Raw genomic sequence first — 23,024 nt, 5'->3', positions numbered from 1 at the left:
AATGTCTGAACAATTGCTCAAAGTTCGCGGTCTCAAAATTGAAGGCCGTAGTGATGAAACCTGGAACCAGATCGTAAATGGCGTCGACCTTGATTTGAAAAAGGGCGAAGTGCTGGGTCTAATCGGCGAATCCGGCGCTGGTAAATCTACAGTTGGTCTCGCTTCGATGGGGTTTACTCGAGATGGATGCCGGATTTCAGATGGAACCGTTGAATTTGACGGGATCGACTTGGTCAATGCTTCGGCTGCAGTAAAGCGCGACCTCCTAGGAAAACGCATTGCCTATGTTGCGCAGTCCGCGGCTGCAAGTTTCAACCCGGCTCACCGTTTGATCGACCAGCACACCGAAGCTCCAGTTCAGCACAAGGTGCTGGGCAAGGCTGAAAGTGAAGCTGATGGTGTAGAGCTTTACCGTAAGTTGCGACTGCCAAACCCGGAGGAAATTGGCTTTCGCTATCCGCACCAGGTGTCAGGCGGACAACTTCAGCGCGCGATGACTGCAATGGCAATGGCATGCCGTCCGGACCTGATCATCTTTGATGAGCCAACAACAGCGTTGGACGTAACGACCCAGATTGAGGTTCTCGCGTCGATCCGCGAGATCGTCGAGGAATTCGATACGGCCGCGATCTATATCACGCACGATCTTGCGGTTGTGGCGCAGATGGCTGACAAGATCAAAGTGCTCCTCAAGGGCGATGAGGTCGAAGAGGCGGAAACCCGCAAGATGCTCTCTGACCCTCAAGAGGATTACACGAAATCTCTCTGGGCAGTTCGAAGCTTCAAGCGCCCGCAAAAACCTGCTGTGCACACTTCGGCAACCCCCGTGATTTCCGTGCAGAACGTGACTGCTGCTTATGGCAAAATTCCGGTGCTGCACGATGTCAGCTTCGACATTCATGAAGGTCGGACAGTTGCAGTTGTTGGTGAGTCCGGTTCGGGCAAATCGACCACGGCGCGTTGTATCACTGGCTTGCTGCCGCCCAAGCAGGGTCATGTGGAATTTGACGGCGAGGCACTTCCGCTCGACTACCGCAAGCGGAGCAAAATGCAGCTGCGTCAGGCGCAGATGATCTATCAGATGGCAGATACGGCTCTGAACCCACGCAAAACGATCGGCGAGCTAATTGGACGACCCGTTCAGTTTTACATGGGACTGACGGGTGCGGAAAAACGCAAGCGCGTAGAATATCTCCTGGAAGAAATCGAGCTTGAACCGTCGCAGTACTATAATCGTCTGCCGTCCGAGCTGTCGGGTGGGCAAAAACAGCGTATCGGTATCGCCCGCGCTCTTGCTGCCGAGCCTAAGTTCATCATTTGCGACGAGGTGACATCCGCGCTCGACCAATTGGTCGCCGAAGGTATCCTCAAGCTACTTGCCAAGCTGCAAGATGAGCTTAACTTGTCCTACATGTTCATCACACACGATCTCGCTACAGTGAAATCAATTGCCGACGAGGTTGTCGTGATGAAAGACGGGCGCGTTGTTGAGCAGGGTCTCAAAAACGACATGTTCACACCTCCGCACCATCCCTACACCGATCTTCTGCTCAGCTCGGTTCCGGAAATGGATCCGGATTGGCTCACCAATCTGCTCAATGAACGTGGAGTTGATAACATCGGCGATGCCGCCGTTGATAAGATGTAATTCGAATCGCCCGGTGAACGGGCGGCTTACTAATCGGTGAAAAAGCCGAACAACCAACATGGGAGTAATCTAATGACGAATATCAGCAGACGTGGCCTGCTTAAGACCGGTGCAGCCGCTGGCGTTCTTGCGGCAACCGGTATGCCGGTTTCTGCAATGCCCAAGCGTGGTGGTACCCTGCGTCTTGGTCTTGCTGGCGCCAACACTTCGGATAGCTGGGATAGCCGTACACACTCGGACAGCTATATGATCATGGCCTGTCATGGCGCGGTTTTTGATACCCTGACTCAGGTTGCCGCAAGTGGCGAACTGGCCGGCGAATTGGCTGAGAGCTGGGAGGCAACTCCGGATGCCAAAACCTGGACGTTCAATCTGCGCAAGGGTGTGACTTTCCACAACGGCAAGGCGTTTGGCGCTGACGACGTGATCGAATCACTGAACATGCACGTGGCCGAGGGCGCGAAATCGGCGGCGAAACCAATCGTTTCGGCTATTACCGAAATGAAGAAGATGGGAGACCATCAGGTTCAGATGACTCTGAAAGCGGGTAATGCGGACTTCCCGTTCCTTCTTTCCGATTATCACATCTGTATGTATCCGGCCGGTCAGGTGGACGAAGCCATTGCAAATGGCATCGGCACCGGCCTCTACAAGGTTGAGAGCTTCAACCCCGGCGTTCGTACCCTGCTGAGCCGTGTTGACGGCCACTACAAGGATGGCAAAGAAGGTTGGTTCGACTCGGTTGAACTGATTGCGATCAACGACTCTTCGGCGCGCATGAATGCTCTGATGACCGGTCAGGTAGACGCGGTGAACCGCGTTGACTTCAAGACCGAGCCGCTCATGAAGGCCAACCCGATGATCAACATCTTCGAGGTGACCGGCAACCAGCACTTTACCTTCCCGATGCTGACCGCACTGGAGCCCTTCAACAATGTGGACGTGCGCAAAGCTCTGAAGCACTCGATCAACCGTCAGGAAATGGTCGACAAGATCCTTCTGGGTCACGGTGCCGTTGCGAACGATATTCCGATTGGTCCTGCGAACCAGTACTTCGCGTCGGATCTTCCGCTGAACGACTATGATCCGGATAAAGCCAAGCACCACCTCAAGAAGGCTGGCCTTGATGGCCTGAAAGTCGATCTCTCGGCTTCGGATGCGGCCTTCCCGGGCGCAGTGGATGCAGCGCAACTGTATCAGGCTTCCGCCAAGGCTTCCGGTATTGATATCAACGTGGTTCAGGAACCGGCTGACGGCTACTGGTCAAACGTCTGGCTCAAGAAACCTTGGTGTGCCTGCTACTGGTCGGGTCGTGCAACTGAGGATTGGATGTTCTCGACCGCCTACGAAACCGGTGTTCCGTGGAATGACTCGGGTTGGGAAAACGCACGCTTCCAGGAACTGCTCCTGACTGCGCGCGCCGAACTGGACAGCGGCAAGCGCCGCATGATGTATCACGAGATGCAGGCGTTGATGTCGTCGGAAGGCGGGACCGTAATTCCGATGTACGCGAACTATGTGGATGCGCACAGCACCAAGCTGACCAACTCGGGAACGATTGGTAACGTGTTCCAGATGGACAGCTCGCGTCTGATCGAGCGTTGGTGGTTCGCCTAATTCCGCCCAAAACTTTTAGGAAACGCCCCGCATTTGCGGGGCGTTTTCACATAGACCTTGCAGACTCGCTGCATCGCGCGTATATGCCTTTTCAACAGCGGTGCGCTGGGGGATGTACTCCCAACGCTCCATCGGAAAGTTCGACGGGCCGCTGGCCCGTTTTTTTGTGTTTGGAAAGCAACGATGAGTGACCTGATTGCCAAAACTGCGATAGATCGCAAACTGGCCGAGATCATATCTCCTGTCATTGAAGACATGGGGTTCGAGCTCGTACGCCTGCGTCTTCAAGGTGGCAGCACACATACTCTGCAGATCATGGCCGAGCGCCCCACCGGAGGCATCGAGGTCGACGATTGTGCCGATATCTCGAATGCAGTGAGTGCGGTTCTGGATGTCGAAGACCCGCTTTCGGATTCGTATGTGCTCGAAGTCGGCAGCCCCGGTATCGACCGGCCCCTTACCCGCCTCAAGGATTTCGAGACCTTCGAGGGCTACGACGCGAAGATCGAAACCGCCGAGTTGATCGATGGCCGCAAACGCTTTAAGGGCGTTCTGGCTGGCGTCGAAGGTGAAGAGGTGCTCATCAACCTCGATTCACAGGGCGAGACGGTAACTGTCGGTCTGCAATTTGATTGGTTGGCAGATGCCAAACTGGTCATGACTGACGAACTGATCAAGGAGATGCTGCGGCAGCGCAAGGCGGCAGGCACCCTGAACGAAGACCAATTTGACGAGATTGAAACCGAAAACGGTTCCGAGGAGGACTGACAATGGCAATTACCTCTGCAAACCAGCTTGAGTTGCTGCAAACCGCCGAGGCTGTCGCTCGCGAGAAGATGATCGACCCGGGCCTGGTTGTGGAAGCGATGGAAGAGTCCCTCGCGCGTGCAGCCAAGTCGCGTTATGGCGCGGAAATGGACATCCGTGTCAGCATCGATCGCAAGACGGGTAAGGCAACCTTCACCCGTGTTCGCACCGTGGTCGAAGAAGAAGAGCTTGAAAACTACCAAGCTGAGTTCACTGTTGAGCAGGCCAAGCAGTATCTGGATGATCCCAAGGTTGGCGATCAATTCATCGAAGAAGTGCCGCCGGTCGAAATGGGCCGCATTGCCGCTCAGTCCGCAAAGCAGGTCATTCTTCAGAAAGTGCGCGAAGCCGAACGCGACCGTCAGTATGACGAATTCAAAGATCGCGCAGGCACCATCATCAATGGTGTTGTTAAGCGCGAAGAATACGGCAATGTTATCGTGGACGTGGGCCGCGGTGAAGGAATCCTGCGCCGCAACGAGAAAATCGGCCGCGAAAGCTATCGCCCGAATGACCGTGTGCGCTGCTTCATCAAAGATGTGCGCCGCGAGACCCGCGGCCCGCAGATCTTCCTGTCGCGCACCGCGCCGGAATTCATGGCTGAACTGTTCAAGATGGAAGTGCCGGAAATCTATGACGGCATTATCGAGATCAAAGCGGTTGCCCGTGATCCCGGTTCCCGCGCCAAGATCGCCGTGATCTCTTATGACGGTTCGATTGATCCTGTCGGCGCCTGTGTTGGTATGAGAGGTTCGCGTGTGCAGGCCGTTGTGAACGAGCTTCAGGGCGAAAAGATCGACATCATTCCGTGGAACGAAGATCAGCCAACCTTCCTTGTGAACGCTCTGCAACCTGCTGAAGTCTCCAAGGTTGTTCTGGACGACGAAGCTGGCAAAATCGAAGTGGTTGTTCCTGACGAGCAGCTTTCACTTGCCATTGGTCGTCGCGGTCAAAACGTACGCCTCGCGTCTCAGCTGACCGGTCTTGATATCGACATCATGACCGAGTCGGACGAATCCGAGCGCCGTCAGAAAGAGTTCGAAGTACGCACCAAGCTCTTTGTGGAAACTCTGGACCTTGATGAGTTCTTTGCTCAACTGCTGGTTTCCGAAGGGTTTACCAACCTCGAAGAAGTCGCCTATGTCGAACTTGACGAGCTTCTTGTGATCGACGGTGTAGATGAAGGCACCGCAAACGAGCTTCAAGCGCGTGCACGTGACTATATCGAAGCCCAGAACAAGGCAGCGATGGAAAGCGCCCGTGCATTGGGTGTCGAAGATAGCCTGGTTGAATTCGAAGGCCTTACACCCCAGATGATCGAAGCACTGGCGAAAGATGGCGTTCTGACGCTCGAAGATTTCGCAACTTGCGCGGATTGGGAACTCGCGGGTGGTTGGACTTCCGTCGATGGCGAGAGGGTCAAGGACGACGGTGTTCTTGAGCCCTTTGGTGTCTCGCTTGAAGAAGCGCAGGACATGGTCATGACCGCACGCATCGTTCTGGGTTGGGTTGATCCCTCCGAACTCGAAGCGGAAGCCGAAGAAGAAGACGCAACCGAAGAGGAGGCTGAGGCCTGATTCAGGGCCTCAGTGGCACAAACATGACACGTGGTGGACGCACCAAAGACCGCGCTGACGGTTCTGAACGCAAGTGCATCGCCACTGGCGAAACCCAACCCAAATTCGGGTTGATCCGTTTTGTTGTCGGGCCCGATGCTCAAGTCGTGCCGGATGTGCTGGGTAAACTGCCCGGGCGCGGGATGTGGGTCTCCGCAGATCGCGTTGCGTTGAAGAAGGCGGCAAGCAAGGGTTTGTTCTCTCGCGCCGCGAAACAAAAGGTTTCGGTGCCCGAAGACCTCGTGAGCGAGGTCGAGAAACAAGTGGCTCGCCGTGTTGTTGATCTTATCAGCATGGCGCGCAAATCGGGTGAGGCCGTTACCGGATATGAAAAGGTCAAGGACTGGCTTGCGAAGGATTACGCCGAGGTTTTGATCCAGGCTTCTGATGGATCGGGACGGGGAAAATCCAAGCTCAGCACGCCTTACGGTGGCCACTACATCGGCTGGCTTACGGCCGATGAATTAGGTTTGGCTTTTGGGCGACAAACTGTGATACATGGTGCGCTTGCGTCTGGCGGACTCACGCATCGTGTAGTAGAGGAAGCCCAACGGTTAAAAGGCATTCGTGAAAATGGTGCGGCAGGGGCCGCACAGAAGGGTAAGACAGCTAGATGAGCGATAACGACGGTAAAAAGACTCTGGGCCTGCGTGGATCAGGATCGCGTCCTGGCAACGTAAAGCAAAGCTTTAGCCACGGGCGGACCAAAAACGTCGTGGTGGAAACCAAACGCAAGCGCGTTGTGGTTCCGAAACCCGGTGCTGCCAAGTCGGGTCTTGGCTCTGCCAAGGCTGGCGGTGATCCTTCGCGCCGTCCTGCCGGCATTTCCGATGCTGAAATGGAGCGTCGTCTGAAGGCGTTGCAGGCTGCGAAAGCGCGCGAAGCCGAAGAGGCTGCTAAGCGTGAAGCGGAAGAAAAAGCCCGCGAGGAAGAGCGCCAGCGCCGCCGTGCTGAAGCCGAAGCCAAAGAGCGCGAACAGCGCGAAGCCGAAGAGCGCGCGCGCCAGAAGGCTGAAGAGGAAGAACGCAAGAAGCGTGAAGCCGAAGAAGCAGCAAAACGTGCTGCTGCCGAGGCTGCTGCTGCCGCGGCTCAGCCTAAGCAGGAAGCGACCGCACGCCCTGCCGCGAACAAGCCTGCTCCGGCGGCATCGCCGTCGCGCAAGCAAGATCGCGAACGCGAACAACAGCAGCGAAATCAACGCGGTAAAGGCCGTGACGACAACCGTCGTTCGGGCAAGCTGACCCTGAACCAGGCGCTGTCGGGTGAAGGCGGTCGCCAAAAATCGCTCGCTGCAATGAAGCGTAAACAAGAACGTGCTCGTCAAAAGGCGATGGGCGGTTCGGTTGAGCGTGAAAAGGTGATCCGCGAAGTGCAATTGCCGGAGACCATCGTGGTTTCCGAACTGGCCAATCGTATGGCAGAGCGTGTTGCCGACGTTGTCAAAGAGCTCATGAAAATGGGCATGATGGTTACCCAAAACCAATCGATTGATGCCGATACTGCGGAACTCATCATTGAAGAGTTTGGCCACAAGGTTGTGCGCGTATCCGACGCTGATGTGGAAGACGTCATTGCCGACGTGGAAGACAAGGATGAAGAACTTCAGCCGCGTCCGCCCGTCATCACCATCATGGGTCACGTTGACCACGGCAAAACCTCGCTGCTTGATGCAATTCGCGATGCCAAGGTTGTGGCGGGTGAAGCTGGCGGTATCACTCAGCACATTGGCGCTTATCAGGTTCAAACCAACGATGGTGTAACCCTGTCGTTCCTCGATACACCCGGCCACGCAGCGTTTACTTCGATGCGTTCTCGCGGTGCTCAGGTGACTGACATCGTTGTTCTTGTTGTTGCCGCCGACGACTCGGTGATGCCGCAAACCATCGAAGCGATTAACCACGCTAAGGCAGCCGAAGTGCCGATGATCGTTGCGATCAACAAGATCGACAAACCGGCAGCTGACCCCAACAAGGTTCGCGCAGAACTTCTGCAACACGAAGTGATTGTTGAAGCCATGTCCGGTGAAGTGCAGGACGTCGAGGTTTCGGCTGTGACCGGTCAAGGTCTTGATGAACTTCTGGAGGCGATTGCGCTGCAAGCTGAGATTCTCGAGCTGAAGGCCAACCCCGATCGTGCAGCACAGGGTGCAGTGATCGAAGCCCAGCTTGATGTCGGTCGCGGTCCCGTCGCTACCGTCCTCGTCCAGAAAGGTACGCTCAAACAGGGTGATATCTTCGTTGTTGGCGAGCAGTACGGTAAGGTTCGTGCACTGATCAATGACAAGGGCGATCGCGTTCAGGAAGCTGGTCCGTCGGTTCCTGTTGAGGTACTCGGTCTGAACGGCACCCCGGAAGCAGGCGACGTGCTGAACGTCACTGAGACCGAAGCCCAGGCGCGCGAAATTGCCGCGTACCGAGAGCAGGCTGCCAAGGACAAACGCGCAGCAGCAGGTGCTGCGACTACGCTTGAGCAGCTTATGCAGAAGGCCAAGGAAGACGAGAACGTGGCAGAACTGCCGATTCTTGTTAAAGCAGACGTACAGGGTTCGGCCGAAGCCATCGTTCAGGCGATGGAGAAGATCGGCAACGACGAAGTTCGCGTGCGCGTTCTCCACTCCGGTGTCGGTGCCATTACCGAAACCGACGTTGGTCTTGCAGAAGCCTCCGGCGCACCGATCATGGGCTTCAACGTTCGTGCGAACACCCCGGCACGGAATTCGGCAAACCAGAAGGGCGTCGAGATCCGTTATTATTCGGTGATCTACGATCTTGTTGATGACGTCAAAGCTGCGGCTTCGGGCCTGCTGAGCGCCGAGATCAAAGAGAACTTCATCGGCTACGCTCAAATCAAGGATGTCTTCAAGGTATCCAACGTCGGCAAGGTTGCGGGCTGTCTGGTCACCGAGGGCGTCGCGCGTCGTTCCGCTGGCGTTCGCCTACTACGCGACAACGTGGTGATCCACGAAGGCACTCTGAAAACCCTCAAGCGCTTCAAGGATGAAGTGGCCGAAGTTCAATCGGGTCAGGAATGTGGTATGGCATTTGAAAACTACGATGACATTCGCGCAGGCGATGTGATCGAGATTTTCGAGCGCGAAGAAGTCACGAGAACCCTCGACTGATAGAATGACAAAGGGGAGCCCTGAGGCTCCCCTTCTTTTTCCGTGAGACTACTTTTCGTCAGCTGGACGCCTGGATAGGCACTCCAGAATAGATCGTATTCCCTACACGGACGGCAATTTTGCCGCCAGGCAAAGTGCGCACGAAGGTTCCTTGGACGGAAACACAACTGCCCACTGTGATAGTCCTAAGCATGTCAAATCTCCCCAGTGATATTGACCTGATTGGATATAGTTTAAGTTTATTTTCGTTTAACCCTACGGGCTGTCACAGTGATGTTACGTTAGCGCGACTTCGAGAATGTGTTAAGTGGAAAGTTATCCACAAACGCACAACATGTAGGAGAGTACAACTTTTTTTGCCCAAAACTTCTACAACCAGTCTCTCAGAATAGGAATCAGGGGGATATCTGCAGGCGGCATCTTGAAATCACGAAGATTCTCTGGACGCACCCATTTTAGGGTTTGCCCTTCCTTTGACATCGGCGTGCCTTCCCATTTCCGGCAGGCAAAAAGCGGCATCAGGAGATGGAAATCCTCGTAACTATGAGACGCAAAGGTAAGCGGCGCCAGGCAGCTCTCCCAAGTATCGATTCCCAGCTCTTCCTGAAGTTCACGGACCAGCGCGGCTTCTGGCGTTTCGCCAGTTTCGATCTTGCCCCCGGGAAACTCCCATAGGCCGGCCATGGATTTGCCTTCCGGACGTTGTGCGAGAAGGATGCGCCCATCGACGTCAATGAGCGCAACAGCAGAAACAAGAACAGTTTTCATCAGGATCGGTAGTCCGCGTTGATAGTGATATAGCCATGCGTCAGGTCACAGGTCCAAACGGTCGAAGCGCCGTCTCCCAACCCAAGATCGACATTGATCGCGAGTTCTTGGGCTTTCATATAGGTTGCACCTGCCTCTTCGCTATAGGTTGGCGATACCCAACCATTTTCAGCGACAAGAATATCCCCAAACCGAATGGATAGAAGATCACGGTCCGCGGCTGCGCCGGATTTCCCAATCGCCATGACAACCCGGCCCCAATTGGGATCTTCACCTGCAACCGCGGTCTTAACGAGTGGTGAATTGGCAATCGCCAGTGCGTGAACGCGCGCGTCTTCATTGCTGGCGGCGCCGGTAACAGCCACCTCCACGAATTTGGTCGCGCCTTCGCCGTCTTTGACAACTTGATGCGCGAGATCGAGCATCACCTTGTGCAGGGCATCGCGGAAGGCACCGTTGTCTTCCGTGATTTCAACGCCTGACGCACCTGTGGCCCCCAGCAACAAAGTGTCAGACGTCGAGGTGTCGCTGTCCACGGTGATGTTGTTGAAGGTCAGGTCCGTCAGTTCCGAAAGCATTTTTTGCAGCAAGGATTGCTCAACCTGCGCGTCAGTGAAGATATACACCAGCATCGTCGCCATATCGGGCGCAATCATGCCGGAACCTTTGGCAATACCCGCGATTTTGACGGGCTTGCCGCCAATTTCCATCGTCGCGCCAGCGCCCTTCGGGAAAGTATCCGTGGTGCGGATGCCTTCGGCGGCGTCACGAATGGCCGAGGCTGACAGTGCTTCGCGCGCTTCACTTAATTTTGAAATGATCCTGTCATGCGGCAGGGCTTCACCGATAACACCTGTCGACGAAGAGAAGACGCGCGATGCTGGCAGCCCAAGACATTCACCAACGGCACTTGTCACCGCGGCCACGGAATCCATGCCGTTCTTCCCGGTGAATGCATTGGCATTGCCCGAGTTCACGATAATTGCGGCGCCATCCGAACTTGGTGCGCCAATCTTTTCCTGACAATCCAGAACAGCCGCTGATCTGGTGGCGGATTTGGTGAAAACGCCCGCCATGGAGCTGCCCGCGCTCAGACGGATCAGGGTCACGTCCTTGCGGTTCTGGTATTTTACGGCCGCTTCAACAGCAGCGAACTCTACCCCTCCGATTTCCGGAAGTTCCGGGAATTCGGAAGGCGCGAGCGGGGATACATGTGTGATTTCACCCATGATCAGTTTCCTTCAGTTTGCGCATCTAGGAGTTCGGTTTTGCTCAGGACCGAGGGGTCAAAAGCTCCTGCTTCCGGTCGCGAGACGTCGGCCTGGCTGCTGAGCGAGGAAAGCAATTCGTCAATCCGGGCGGTTTGAATGTCCGAAGCCAGTTGGTCCCGAACGGCTTCGTATGCCGGTGCGTCGTCTGTGCGCGTGTCATTCAACAGGATGAGGTGCCAGCCAAAGCGTGTTTGAACGGGTTGCGAGACTTCCCCGACCTCCATTTGAACCACGGCCTCTTCGAAAGGCGCTACCATCTGGCCGGGGCCGAACCATCCCAAGGCACCGCCAGAAGGCCCGGAGGGGCCGGTAGATTTTTCTTTTGCCTTTTCGGCGAAGTCTGCGCCTGCGAGGATTTCTTCGCGGATGGCGCTGGCCTCTTCTTCAGTCTCTACAAGAATATGTGATGCGTCGTATTGCTTGGGACCAACAAAGTTGGTGACGTACGTCTCTTGGTAGGCGGCCTTGATTGCGTCTTCGTCGACACCCTTGGCAATTTCGGAATTGAGGGCAGCGTCGGCCAGCAGGAAACGGCGTTCGTTTGTCAGGGCCTGCTTGATGCGTTGGGGTTCATTTCCCTCAAAAGACTGCGCAAGCAACGTTTGTTGGATCAGTTGATCCAGAATTCCGTCGAAGAGAACACTGTCCTCCAGTGATTGATACTGCTCAGGGAGCCGCTCGCGGACAATCTGCATCTGACCAATCGTGATCTCTTCGCCGTTGACCGTGGCAACGACAGTGTCTGCCCGGATTTCTTCCGATGCCGATACAGGTTGAGCTACCAACAGCGCCAGAGCCGCAGATCGCATAAAATTGAGGTGTTTTGACATCCATTCGTCCTCGGCTGATGCCGCGCGGGTTGGCGGCGTTGACACTGTTACAGACGCCCCTTACATCGCTTTGAGGCTGGGGCAAATTGCCTGTTTCCCGTTTGTATGAGCAGGGCGCGGGACGAGCAAGCGAATGCCTCGCACGAATCTGTCAATGAAGGACAAAGACACATGCTGGGTATCGGAAAACTTGCCAAGAAAATGTTCGGAACGCCGAACGACCGCAAGATCAAGGCAACCCGCCCTCTCATCGACAAGATCAACGCGCTCGAGTCCGAATTCCAGAAACTCTCGGATGACGAGATCAAGGCAAAGACCGCTGAACTCTCCGAACGTGCGAAAGGTGGCGAAAGCCTCGACGACCTGCTGCCCGAAGCTTTCGCAAACTGTCGGGAAGCCGCGCACCGGGCCCTCGGATTGCGCGCCTTTGATACACAGCTCATGGGTGGTGTTTTTCTGCATCAGGGGAACATTTCCGAAATGAAAACCGGTGAAGGTAAGACGCTTGTTGCAACCTTCCCGTCCTATCTGAACGCGCTGACTGGCGAAGGTGTGCACATCGTCACCGTGAACGACTATCTCGCCAAGCGTGACGCAGAGTGGATGAGCAAAGTCTACAGCGCACTGGGAATGACCACCGGCGTTGTCTATCCCCAGCAGCCGGATGAAGAAAAGCGGGCGGCGTATGCCTGTGACATCACCTATTCAACGAACAACGAACTGGGCTTCGATTATCTTCGCGACAACATGAAATCCGAGTTGTCGGAAATGTTCCAACGCGGTCACAACTTTGCGGTAGTCGATGAAGTCGACTCGATCTTGATCGACGAAGCACGAACACCGCTGATCATCTCTGGCCCCGCACAGGATCGTACCGAGCTCTACAAAGCGATTGATGCGCTGATCCCGGAACTGAGCGACGAACACTACACCATCGAGGAAAAGAACCGTCAGGTCAGCTTTTCGGAAGAAGGCAACGACTATCTCGAAGGGTTGCTCCAGAAGCATGGTATTCTGCCCGAAGACCAGTCTCTCTATGACCCCGAGAGCACCACAATCGTACACCATGTGAACCAGGGCCTCCGTGCTCACAAGCTGTTCACCCGTGACAAGGACTATATCGTTCGTGACGGTGATGTTGTCCTGATCGACGAATTCACCGGCCGGATGATGGCTGGGCGCCGTCTTTCCGAGGGCTTGCATCAGGCAATTGAAGCCAAGGAAGGCTGTGACATCCGCCCAGAAAACGTGACCTTGGCTCAGGTGACCTTCCAAAACTACTTCCGCCTCTACAACAAGTTGGCCGGGATGACCGGTACTGCCGCTACCGAAGCGGAAGAATTCGCCGAGATTTATGGTCTCGGTGTTGTGGAGGTTCCCACGAACCGTCCAATTGCACGTATTGACGAGGACGATGCTGTTTATCGTACAGCCCGAGAGAAATACGAAGCAATCGTTGAAGAGATCAAGGCAGGTCACGAAAAGGGCCAGCCGATCCTTGTGGGTACGACCTCGATTGAAAAGTCGGAGTTCCTCTCGGATATGCTCTCGAAAGCAGGCGTCAAGCACAACGTTCTGAACGCCCGCCAGCACGAGCAGGAAGCGCAGATCGTTGCAGATGCCGGTAAGCTTGGCGCGGTGACCATCGCAACGAACATGGCGGGCCGTGGTACTGACATCAAACTTGGCGGAAACGTCGAGTTCAAGATCATGGAGGCGATTGCGGCAAATCCTGAAGAGCATCCTGATGAGATCCGCGCGCGCATTGAAGAAGCTCACACGGCTGACGAGCAGGCGGTCAAGGATGCCGGCGGTCTTTTCGTTCTGGCAACCGAACGCCATGAATCGCGCCGCATTGACAACCAGCTGCGCGGCCGTTCCGGCCGTCAGGGTGACCCTGGTCGCTCTTCGTTCTTTCTCTCCTTGGAAGACGACCTGATGCGCATCTTCGGGTCCGACCGTCTGGACAAGGTTCTGTCATCACTTGGCATGAAAGAGGGCGAGGCGATCGTTCACCCTTGGGTCAACAAATCGCTGGAACGCGCCCAGGCCAAGGTTGAGGGTCGCAACTTTGACATCCGTAAGCAGCTTCTCAAGTTCGACGACGTCATGAATGATCAGCGTAAGGTGATCTTCGGACAGCGTCGTGAAATCATGGAAGCTGCTGACCTGTCCGAGATTGCACAGGATATGCGCCACGAAGTGATTGCAGATCTTGTTGAAACGCATATGCCCCCCAAGACCTACGCAGATCAGTGGGACGTTGATGGGCTGCACGAAGCTTGCATCGAAGCGCTTGGAATTGATGCGCCGGTAGCAGATTGGGCCAACGAAGAAGGTGTTGATGACGAAGATGTCATGGAGCGCCTTGAAAACGCCGCCGATGAAATGATGGCTCAAAAGGCTGCGCATTTCGGGCCTGAATCCATGCGGATGATCGAAAAGCAGGTTCTTCTACAAACCATCGACACCAAGTGGCGTGAGCACCTTTTGACGCTCGAACATTTGCGTTCGGTTGTCGGTTTCCGTGGTTATGCGCAGCGTGATCCGCTGAACGAATACAAGAACGAATCCTTCCAACTATTCGAGTCCATGCTGGATGGTCTGCGCGCTGACGTGACCAAGACGCTCGCCCAGATCCGCCCGATGACGGAAGAAGAGCAGCAGCAGCTCGCCCTGGAAATGGCTCAACAGCGCCAGATGATGGAGGCAGCCGCCAGGGCCTCCGAGATGCCAGCGCCGACCGAAGATGCAATTGATGGATTTGACGAGAATGATCCCAGCACCTGGGGTAATCCGGGGCGCAACGATTCTTGCCCATGTGGTTCGGGCAAGAAATTCAAACACTGCCACGGACGTCTCGCTTAACCTTCTGAACAGATTCAAATCAAAAGGGTGCCACATCGGCGCCCTTTTTTTGTTGCACAAAGGCTTTGGGGCAGCGCGGATTTGGAGTTTGGTATGAGCAAACCAGTAAATACTTATCGTCGCTATGCCCTTGCAGGGGCAACATTTTCTTGCGCAGTTTCGATCGGTTTCCTGATGCAATTCAGTGAGCCTGGATATGCGGGTCACAGCCCTGCAAACGCGGTTGACCCCGGTATAGAACCGACGTCGAACCCGCCCCAAATTTCAAAATCGTCCTTGCCTGTGCTCCCAAAGGAGTTGGACAAAGAGGTGTCATTGCCGTCCGAGGCTGTCTTCCTGGTGGTTTCGCGGGACGTGCCGATTGGTCTATTACCCAACGAGGAAAGCGCGCCAAACCTGGGTTGTGAAATTTCTCTGGTTGCAGAGCCGGTCGCGGGAGCTTTGGTCAATCTGACGGTTCAAGCGCCTTGTTTGGCAGGTGAACGCCTGACCATCCGTCATTCGGATATGCTGTTTACCGATATCTTGCCAGAGGACGGCTCATTGTCCGTGGATGTTCCGGCCCTTGCTGAGCAGTCCTTGTTCGTCGTGGCCTTTGCCAATGGTGATGGAGCTGTTGTGCGCACAGAGGTCTCCTCCTTGGCTTTTTACGACCGCATAGTGGTTCAGTGGCAAGGTGATACTGGCGTCGAGCTACATGCTCTTGAATTTGGCGCGTCCTATGGTGACGCGGGACATGTCTGGCGCGAAAGTGCGCGGGATGTGTCTTCGGTTGCCAGTGGCGATGGTGGGTTCATGACCCGCCTTGGGAATGAGGCTCTCAAAGAAGGCAAGTTCGCTGAGGTCTATACTTTCCCGTCACTTACCGCGAAACAGCAGGGTGCCGTTACGCTGAGTGTCGAGGCAGAGGTCGGAGAAACAAACTGTGGGCGTCCGATCAGTGCGCAGTCAATCGAGGTGCATCGTGGTGAAGAGGCACGTATTCAAGACCTGCAAGTGGAAATGCCGAATTGCGATGCCGCAGGTGAATTTCTGGTGTTGAAAAACCTATTGGAAGACCTGAAAATCGCGCGCAACTAGGCGGGATCGTAAAGGTAGTCTTATGAACAATTTGCGTGCGGCGGTTTTCGCCGCACTTTTCCTTTTGATCGGGGCGAACGCATCCTACGCGCAGGACGTCACTTTGACGTCGCGCGATGGTGCCGTTGAGATCACCGGGACGCTTCTTGGTTTTGATGGTGAGTTTTATCGTGTCGAAACTGTCTATGGCGAGTTGACCGTGGACGGTACAGGAGTCCTCTGCACTGGGCCTGCCTGTCCCAGCCTGATCAACTATGTGGCCGAGGTGTCAGTCTCGGGATCGGCCTCAATGGGTGAAGTGCTGATGCCAGCGCTCCTAGAAGCTTTTGCGCTGCGCAATGGCTACAAGGTCTCGCGTGTCTCAATCAGCCTGACTGAATTCGAATACCATCTGAGCGATGAAACTGGTCAAACCGTTCTTGCGCGATTCTCCTTTTATGCGAGCAACTCGGATGAAGGGTTTGCCGACCTTCTGGCCGATGAAGCGGACATCGCCATGTCTCTTCGGGAAATACGCCCGGATGAAGCCAAGCGTGGGTTTGAAGCGGGTCTTGGCGACATGACAGACACCAATCGCAGCCGCGTTCTGGCGCTGGATGGGCTGGTTCCGGTTGTGTCCCCCGGCAATCCGGTACGGTCCTTGTCGCCCTTGCAGCTGGCCCAGGTGTTTGCAGGTCAGATCGACAACTGGATTGAATTCGGGGGGCCGGATGCACCGATTGCTCTGCACCTGCCAGCGGCGAATTCGGGGTCGTCGCAGGCTCTGGAAGATCAGCTTATGAAGCCGGTGGATCGCGAGTTTTCGGCTGAAACTGTGCGTCACGACAAGAACCTCGCTCTGGTTTCGGCGGTGATGCGGGATCCCTTTGCGATCGGAATCGCGCAGTTCTCGGAGACGGGCAACACTCAGAGATTGAACCTGACGGGAACCTGCGGGTTCTCGCTGGCGGCGTCGCGGCGGACGATCAAGACCGAGGATTATCCGCTGACCGCCCCCATGTTCCTTTACTTCCCGGCGCGGCGTTTGCCGAAGATCGCGCGCGAGTTTCTGGCCTATACGCGGAGCCCTTCGGCGCAGATCGTGATCCGGCGGGCGGGATTTGTGGATCAGGCAGCCGAAGAAATCCCCGTGAATTTGCAGGGGGACCGTTTTGTCAGTGCCATCTCGGTTGCTGGAGATGACATTCCGCTGTCGGAGTTACAGCGAATGACCAACACCCTGTCCCCGATGAAGCGGTTGACGACATCGTTTCGGTTTCAAACCGGAAAGACCCAGCTTGATGCGCAGTCGCGTTCCAACGTTCAACAATTGGCGCGTGCGCTGGAAGCGGGTCTTTATGATGCGCGCCGGCTTTTGTTTGTCGGTTTCAGCGACGGGGAAGGGGCCGCGGAAGGCAATCGCAAGATCGCCCTGAAGCGTGCAGAAACCGTTAAGGCCGCGGTCGTGGCGGCGGCGGAGACTGCGAATTTTGAACAGCTCACGCTGGATGTCGACGCCTTCGGAGAGGCGATGCCGATGGCCTGTGATGACAGTGCCTGGGGACGGCAGGTCAATCGCCGTGTCGAGGTCTGGGTGCGCTAGAGGTATCCTTCGGACCGGAAGCTGAGTTCGGTGGATTTTCCGATAATGATATGGTCGTGAAGTATCAGGCCCAGGGCTTCGGCAGCGGCCTTGACCTTGGCCGTCATCTCAATGTCGGACTGGGACGGTGTTGGATCACCTGACGGGTGATTATGCACTAGAATCAAGGCACTGGCATTGGTTTCAAGGGCGCGTTTGACGACTTCGCGGGGGTAGACGGGCACGTGGTTGACGGTGCCCTTGGCCTGTTCCTCGTCGGCAATCAGGGTGTTCTTGGTGTCCAGATACAGCACCCGGAACTGTTCGGTTTCGCGATGTGCCATCGCGGTGTGGCAATAGTCGATCAGCGCGTCCCAACTTGACAGGATCGGTCTCTGCAAAACCCGCGAGCGGGCCAGCCTGTGGGCGGCGGCTTCAATGATCTTCAACTCGAGGACAACGGCGTCTCCGACCCCTTTGACCTCTTTCAGGCGGGGGATGGGCGCAGAGAGAACGCCGTTGAAATCTCCGAATGTTTCCAGGAGCTTGTGCGCCAATGGTTTTACATCTTGGCGCGGAATAGCGCGAAAAAGAACCAGTTCGAGGATTTCATAATCAGGCATGGCAGAGGCCCCGCCCTCAAAGAAACGCTCCCGAAGGCGTTGCCGGTGGTTCGCGATATACGAAGGCAGTTTGCCAGATGGAATTGGCGCAACCGGAGCTTCCTCGCTGTCGAACAGCGGCAAGGAATTCGCGAGTAGGGCATGCCTTTCCGTCATAGCCGAAGAGTGGCGAACAATTGGTTAGCCAAATCTTAACGCGCGTTAATTTTTTGCGGAAACCTGAAAAACCAACGTCGGTATTACGTCGGTATTATGGAGGTATTGCGGAGGTGCGTCGGTTGTTAACTTTTGGGCAGGCTGAGTTGGGCCATGCGGCCGCCGTCGATTGTCCAGACTTGTCCGGTGACGAAAGCAGCTTCCTCCGAGGCCAGCCAGGTGATCAGCGCGGCGACCTCTTGGGGCGTTCCGGTGCGTCCGACCGGGTGGATGTCTCCGATCCCCGCGCGGAAGGTTTCGGGATCGCCAAGGCTTTCGATGAAGGCGACGTTCAGTTCGGTATCGATCCACCCGGGCGCCACCGCATTGCAGCGCACGCCCTGTTGTCCGTGATCGACAGCCAGCGCCCGTGTGAGACCGTGCAGGCCCGCCTTGGAGGCGCAGTAAGCGGGGTGGCGCGGATTCGATCCCAGCCCCTCGATAGAGCCGACATTCACGATCGCGCCCTTGGCCGTGATGAGGTGAGGCAGGGCATGTTTGCAAAGCATGAAGGGCGCGGTGAGGTTGACCTGAAGAGTAGCGGCCCAATCGTCTTCTGTTGTTTCCAACGCAGTGCCTTCGCGCATGAGGCCCGCGTTGTTGACAAGAACATCAAGGCGGCCAAAACGCCGGATGACCTCGGCAACAAGCCTTTCCGGGGTGGCGGGGTCGAGGAAGTCGGCCTCGATCCATTCGTTTTCTGGATCGGCTCCGCGCTGGGCGGTGACAACGGTGGCACCGTCCGCAGCGAAGCGGGCCGCGGTCGCCGCGCCGATGCCGCTGCGACCGCCGGTGACGAGAACAACCTTGTTTGCGAAACGTGTCATTGGACCGACTTGCCTCCGTTAACTTCCAGCAGGGCGCCGCAAATGTAGCGGGCTTGGTCCGAGGCGAGGAAAAGAATGACATCGGCGATGTCTTCGGGCTCGGCGATGCGACCCAGAGGTACCGAGGCGTTGAGGTCTGCGATTGCGCTGTCAGGATCAAGCCCGCGCGCGGCAAAGCCGGTGCGGAGCATTGGCGTGTTCACTTCGTTTGGGCAGACAGCGTTGACGCGGATGTTCTGATGCGCGTGGTCCATCCCGAGGCATTGGGTGAGCGAGGCAATGGCCGCCTTGGACATCACATAGATCGGGTGGTTGGGGCCGGGGTGTACGCCCCAGCACGAGGAGGTGTTGACGATGGCCCCGCCGCCAGCTTCGGCCATGAGGGGAATGGCGGCGCGGCAGAGGCGGAAGGGTGCCTCGACGTTGACGGCCATCGAGCGCGCGTAGTCGTCGTCAGTGGCTTCGGTGATCGGGCCACGTGTTATGATGCCGGCGTTGTTGATCAGGATGTCGAGGCCGCCCATGGCTTTGTGGGCCAAGGCGGGCAGGCCGTCACAGAAGGCGGCGTCTGTCAGATCACCGGTGAAATCGTGATCTGCCGCGCTTGTGACGCGGTCGGCACCTGCGGTGATCGCGCCCGCTTTGCGCAGTTTCTTGATGATGGCCTGCCCGATTCCACCTGCGGCACCGGTGACGAGGGCGCGTTTGCCTTTGAGATCCTGCATGGTCTGTTCTCCCTTTGGCTCAGGTTCGATCCGAAGGGCGGGGGCTGGCTGTGCAGGAAGCGACCTGCGGCAGGAAAATTTTGACGCCCCAAAAGAAAAGGCGCACCGCGAGGCACGCCTTTGCATTTTGAACCTGATGGCCCTGGATCAGCCTTTCATGCTGTCCCAGAAGCTTTTGACCGATTTGAAGAAGCTGTTGCTTTCGGGGTTGTTGTCCTCGGAGAGGTCCTCGAATTCACGCAGCAGTTCCTTTTGGCGGCTGGTCAGGTTGACCGGGGTTTCGACGGCCATCTCGATGAACATGTCGCCGCTGCCAGCGCCACGCAGGGCGGGCATGCCCTTGCCACGCAGGCGCATCTGGCGGCCTGATTGCGAACCGGCGGGTACTTTTACGCGGCTGCGGCCGCCATCGATCGTCGGCACTTCGATGTCACCACCCAGCGCAGCGTTGGTCATGCTGACCGGGACGCGGCAGAACAGGTTGGTGCCATCGCGTTCGAAGATCTTGTGCTTGGCCACTTCGATGAAGATGTAGAGATCACCGTTGGGGCCGCCGCGCATGCCGGCTTCGCCTTCGCCAGCAAGACGGATGCGGGTGCCGGTTTCAACGCCTGCGGGGATGTTGACCGAAAGCGCACGGTCTTTTTCCACGCGGCCCTGACCGCTACATGTTTTGCAGGGGTTCTTGATGATCTGGCCAAGGCCCGAACAGGTGGGGCAGGTGCGTTCCACCGTGAAGAAGCCCTGTTGCGCGCGGACCTTGCCCATGCCCGAGCAAGTCGGGCAGGTGACGGGCTCGGCACCGCCTTCGGCGCCGGTGCCTTCGCAGGAGCCGCATTGTACCGATGTTGGCACATTGATCGTCTTCTGAAGGCCCGAGAACGCCTCTTCCAGGGTGACACGCAGGTTGTAGCGCAGATCGGCGCCGCGAGACGCGCGCTGACGGCCACCGCCGCCGCGTCCGCCCATGAAGTCGCCGAAGAGGTCATCAAAGACATCCGAAAAGGCGCTGGCGAAGTCGCCCTGGCCGGGATGCCCACCACGCGGACCGCCGCCCATACCGCCTTCGAAGGCCTGGTGGCCAAAGCGGTCGTAGGCTGCCTTTTTGTCGGCATCCTTCAGGACGTCATAAGCCTCGTTCACTTCTTTGAACTGGGATTCGGCATCCGGATTGTCTGCGTTGCGGTCGGGGTGCAGTTCCTTGGCCTTCTTGCGATAGGCCTTCTTGATTTCGTCCGCGGAAGCCCCTTTGCCGACGTCAAGCACCTCGTAGAAGTCACGTTTTGCCATGGGTGTCTCCTTTGGCACGGAATGAAAAGGGCCGATCCGGCAAGCGGACCGGCCCCAATTTCAGTTCCGATGATGCGCCATTAACGCTTGTCGCCGTCCAGGTCCTCGAAGTCGGCGTCGACGATGTCGTCGTCACCCGGGCCCATGTCGGCGGCCTCGGGTTCGCCTGCGCCTTCTTCCTGGCTGGCCTTGTAGATCGCCTCACCCAGTTTCATGGCCGCTTCGGTCACGTTCTGGATGCCCGACTTGATCTTGTCGGCGGAGGCGTCGTCTTTCTCAAGGTCGTCCTTGAGCGCGGCGATGGCCAGTTCGATGGCTTCGATGGTGGTCGGGTCGACCTTGTCGCTGTGCTCTTCCATCGACTTTTCGGTCGAGTGGATGAGGCTCTCGGCCTGGTTCTTGGCTTCGATCAGCTCGCGGCGTTCCTTGTCGGCCTCGGCGTTGTCCTCGGCTTCCTTGACCATCTTTTCGATGTCCTCGTCCGAGAGACCACCCGATGCCTGGATGGTGATCGACTGTTCCTTGCCGGTGCCTTTGTCCTTGGCACCAACCGACACGATGCCGTTGGCGTCGATGTCGAAGGTCACTTCGATCTGCGGCATGCCGCGCGGTGCCGGCGGGATTTCCTCGAGGTTGAACTGGCCGAGGATCTTGTTGTCGGCGGCCATCTCGCGCTCACCCTGGAACACACGCAGGGTCACGGCGTTCTGGTTGTCTTCCGCGGTCGAGAACACCTGCGACTTCTTGGTCGGGATGGTGGTGTTGCGGTCGATCAGGCGGGTGAAAACACCGCCGAGGGTTTCGATGCCGAGCGACAGCGGGGTCACGTCGAGCAGAACAACGTCTTTGACGTCGCCTTGCAGAACGCCAGCCTGAATGGCGGCACCCATGGCAACCACTTCATCGGGGTTCACACCCTTGTGGGGCTCTTTGCCGAAGAACTTGGTCACTTCGTCAATGACCTTGGGCATACGGGTCATACCACCGACGAGAACGACTTCGTCGATTTCGTTGGCTGCGAGGCCCGCGTCTTTCAGGGCGTCCTGACAGGGTTTGATCGAACGCTTGATCAGGTCGGCAACCAGCGATTCCAGCTTGGCACGAGTCAGTTTCATGACCATGTGCAGCGGCTGGCCGTCTTTGCCCATCGAAATGAACGGCTGGTTGATCTCGGTTTGCGAGGTCGACGACAGTTCGATCTTGGCTTTCTCGGCAGCTTCTTTCAGACGCTGCAGGGCCATCTTGTCTTTGGACAGGTCGACGCCGTGTTCTTTTTTGAACTCGTCCGCGAGGTAGTTGACGATGCGCATGTCAAAGTCTTCACCACCCAGGAAGGTGTCGCCGTTGGTCGATTTCACTTCGAACAGGCCATCGTCGATTTCGAGGATGGTCACGTCGAAGGTACCGCCACCAAGGTCGTAGACCGCGATGGTTTGGGTATCTTCCTTGTCGAGACCGTATGCCAGAGCGGCGGCAGTCGGTTCGTTGATGATACGCAGAACTTCGAGGCCCGCGATCTTACCGGCGTCTTTGGTGGCCTGACGCTGAGCATCGTTGAAGTATGCAGGCACGGTGATGACGGCCTGGGTTACTTCTTCACCGAGGTAGGATTCGGCGGTTTCTTTCATCTTGCCCAGGGTGAAGGCCGAGATTTGCGAAGGCGAGTATTTTTCGCCGCGTGCTTCGACCCATGCGTCGCCGTTGCCGCCGTTGACGATGGCATAGGGTACCATTTTCTTGTCTTTTTCGACGGCTGCATCGTCAACACGACGGCCGATCAGGCGCTTGACGCCAAAGACGGTGTTTTCGGGGTTGGTGACGGCCTGGCGTTTCGCCGGCTGGCCTACGAGGCGCTCGTCATCAGTGAAAGCAACGATCGAGGGGGTGGTGCGTGCACCTTCCGCGTTTTCGATTACTTTCGGCTGCGACCCTTCCATCAGGGCAACACAGGAGTTGGTCGTACCGAGGTCGATACCAATCACTTTGCTCATTTTCGATCCCTTCTTACTTAAGGCGATATTCCGAGGTTCGGACCCGTTTTGGCATCCTTGCCCCGATTCCGAATGCGACGGTCATTCGACCAACGCGCTTCGCAGGGTATATAGGGAGGGGAAAAAGAGCCTGCAAGCATGAGAATTGGCACATATGCGAAGAATCCAAGCTTTTTCGGGCAGTGT

At 56.7% G+C, this 23,024-nt stretch carries 17 protein-coding genes; 9 read left to right on the top strand and 8 right to left on the bottom strand.

Annotated elements, in window-relative coordinates:
- Nucleotide 1 precedes the first annotated feature (1 nt).
- The 6 genes from NNA36_RS11445 to infB all read left to right on the top strand — a co-directional run bounded on the left by NNA36_RS11445 (nt 2) and on the right by infB (nt 8,809).
- The gene (locus NNA36_RS11445) at nt 2–1,648 is read left to right on the top strand and encodes an ABC transporter ATP-binding protein (RefSeq protein WP_255107156.1); all 1,647 of its coding nucleotides are present in this window, start codon (nt 2–4) and stop codon (nt 1,646–1,648) included.
- 72 nt (nt 1,649–1,720) lie between these two features.
- Nucleotides 1,721–3,265, top strand: coding sequence for an ABC transporter substrate-binding protein (locus NNA36_RS11440; protein WP_255107155.1), 1,545 nt, complete (start codon nt 1,721–1,723; stop codon nt 3,263–3,265).
- A gap of 183 nt (nt 3,266–3,448) precedes the next feature.
- Nucleotides 3,449–4,033, top strand: a complete 585-nt coding sequence (rimP, locus tag NNA36_RS11435) for a ribosome maturation factor RimP (protein ID WP_255107154.1) — start codon at nt 3,449–3,451, stop codon at nt 4,031–4,033.
- 2 nt (nt 4,034–4,035) lie between these two features.
- Nucleotides 4,036–5,649, top strand: coding sequence for a transcription termination factor NusA (gene nusA / locus NNA36_RS11430; RefSeq protein ID WP_255107153.1), 1,614 nt, complete (start codon nt 4,036–4,038; stop codon nt 5,647–5,649).
- A gap of 23 nt (nt 5,650–5,672) precedes the next feature.
- The gene (locus NNA36_RS11425) at nt 5,673–6,305 is read left to right on the top strand and encodes an RNA-binding protein (protein WP_255107152.1); all 633 of its coding nucleotides are present in this window, start codon (nt 5,673–5,675) and stop codon (nt 6,303–6,305) included.
- The gene (gene infB / locus NNA36_RS11420; protein ID WP_255107151.1) at nt 6,302–8,809 is read left to right on the top strand and encodes a translation initiation factor IF-2; all 2,508 of its coding nucleotides are present in this window, start codon (nt 6,302–6,304) and stop codon (nt 8,807–8,809) included. Before NNA36_RS11425 ends, infB begins: the two co-directional genes overlap by 4 nt.
- 369 nt (nt 8,810–9,178) lie before the next feature.
- Here the strand turns inward: infB and mutT are convergent, their stop codons facing one another.
- Genes mutT through NNA36_RS11405 form a run of 3 tightly spaced genes read right to left on the bottom strand, consistent with a single transcriptional unit; the run spans nt 9,179 to nt 11,678 of the window.
- Nucleotides 9,179–9,577: an 8-oxo-dGTP diphosphatase MutT gene (gene mutT / locus NNA36_RS11415; RefSeq protein WP_255107150.1), complete on the bottom strand. Its 399-nt coding sequence runs from the start codon at nt 9,575–9,577 to the stop codon at nt 9,179–9,181.
- On the bottom strand, nt 9,577–10,806 hold the full coding sequence (gene argJ, locus NNA36_RS11410; protein WP_255107149.1) for a bifunctional glutamate N-acetyltransferase/amino-acid acetyltransferase ArgJ: 1,230 nt from the start codon (nt 10,804–10,806) through the stop codon (nt 9,577–9,579). The genes mutT and argJ overlap by 1 nt, the downstream gene beginning before the upstream one ends.
- A 2-nt stretch (nt 10,807–10,808) precedes the next feature.
- Nucleotides 10,809–11,678: a peptidylprolyl isomerase gene (locus tag NNA36_RS11405; RefSeq protein ID WP_255107148.1), complete on the bottom strand. Its 870-nt coding sequence runs from the start codon at nt 11,676–11,678 to the stop codon at nt 10,809–10,811.
- 171 nt (nt 11,679–11,849) lie between these two features.
- On the opposite strand from NNA36_RS11405, the gene secA reads away from it, so the two are divergent.
- The 3 genes from secA (at nt 11,850) to NNA36_RS11390 (ending at nt 17,208) form a co-directional block, all read left to right on the top strand.
- Entirely contained in the window at nt 11,850–14,546 is a 2,697-nt protein-coding gene (gene secA, locus NNA36_RS11400) for a preprotein translocase subunit SecA (protein ID WP_255107147.1), read from the top strand.
- Between the two features lie 93 nt (nt 14,547–14,639).
- Nucleotides 14,640–15,626 (top strand): translocase, encoded by a 987-nt coding sequence (locus NNA36_RS11395; RefSeq protein ID WP_255107146.1) that lies wholly within the window; start codon nt 14,640–14,642, stop codon nt 15,624–15,626.
- A gap of 22 nt (nt 15,627–15,648) precedes the next feature.
- Entirely contained in the window at nt 15,649–17,208 is a 1,560-nt protein-coding gene (locus NNA36_RS11390) for a substrate-binding domain-containing protein (protein ID WP_255107145.1), read from the top strand.
- Here the strand turns inward: NNA36_RS11390 and radC are convergent.
- The 5 genes from radC to dnaK all read right to left on the bottom strand — a co-directional run bounded on the left by radC (nt 17,205) and on the right by dnaK (nt 22,838).
- The gene (gene radC, locus NNA36_RS11385; RefSeq protein WP_255107144.1) at nt 17,205–17,966 is read right to left on the bottom strand and encodes a DNA repair protein RadC; all 762 of its coding nucleotides are present in this window, start codon (nt 17,964–17,966) and stop codon (nt 17,205–17,207) included. The two genes, NNA36_RS11390 and radC, sit on opposite strands and share 4 nt — an antisense overlap.
- A 125-nt stretch (nt 17,967–18,091) precedes the next feature.
- Nucleotides 18,092–18,832 carry an SDR family NAD(P)-dependent oxidoreductase gene (locus NNA36_RS11380; protein WP_255107143.1) on the bottom strand — a complete coding sequence of 247 codons (741 nt, stop codon included), beginning with the start codon at nt 18,830–18,832 and terminating at the stop codon, nt 18,092–18,094.
- Entirely contained in the window at nt 18,829–19,557 is a 729-nt protein-coding gene (locus tag NNA36_RS11375; RefSeq protein ID WP_255107142.1) for an SDR family NAD(P)-dependent oxidoreductase, read from the bottom strand. The genes NNA36_RS11380 and NNA36_RS11375 overlap by 4 nt, the downstream gene beginning before the upstream one ends.
- Before the next feature lie 147 nt (nt 19,558–19,704).
- A complete protein-coding gene (gene dnaJ, locus NNA36_RS11370; RefSeq protein WP_255107141.1) occupies nt 19,705–20,847 on the bottom strand; it encodes a molecular chaperone DnaJ in 1,143 nt (380 codons plus the stop codon).
- Nucleotides 20,848–20,927: 80 nt separating this feature from the next.
- Nucleotides 20,928–22,838, bottom strand: a complete 1,911-nt coding sequence (gene dnaK / locus NNA36_RS11365; protein WP_255107140.1) for a molecular chaperone DnaK — start codon at nt 22,836–22,838, stop codon at nt 20,928–20,930.
- Nucleotides 22,839–23,024 lie beyond the last annotated feature (186 nt).

This window comes from Shimia sp. CNT1-13L.2, assembly GCF_024331145.1.
Taxonomy (GTDB): domain Bacteria; phylum Pseudomonadota; class Alphaproteobacteria; order Rhodobacterales; family Rhodobacteraceae; genus Shimia.
The sequence above is the reverse complement of the archived record's forward strand: the minus strand, read 5'-3'. Positions and strand labels throughout refer to the sequence as shown.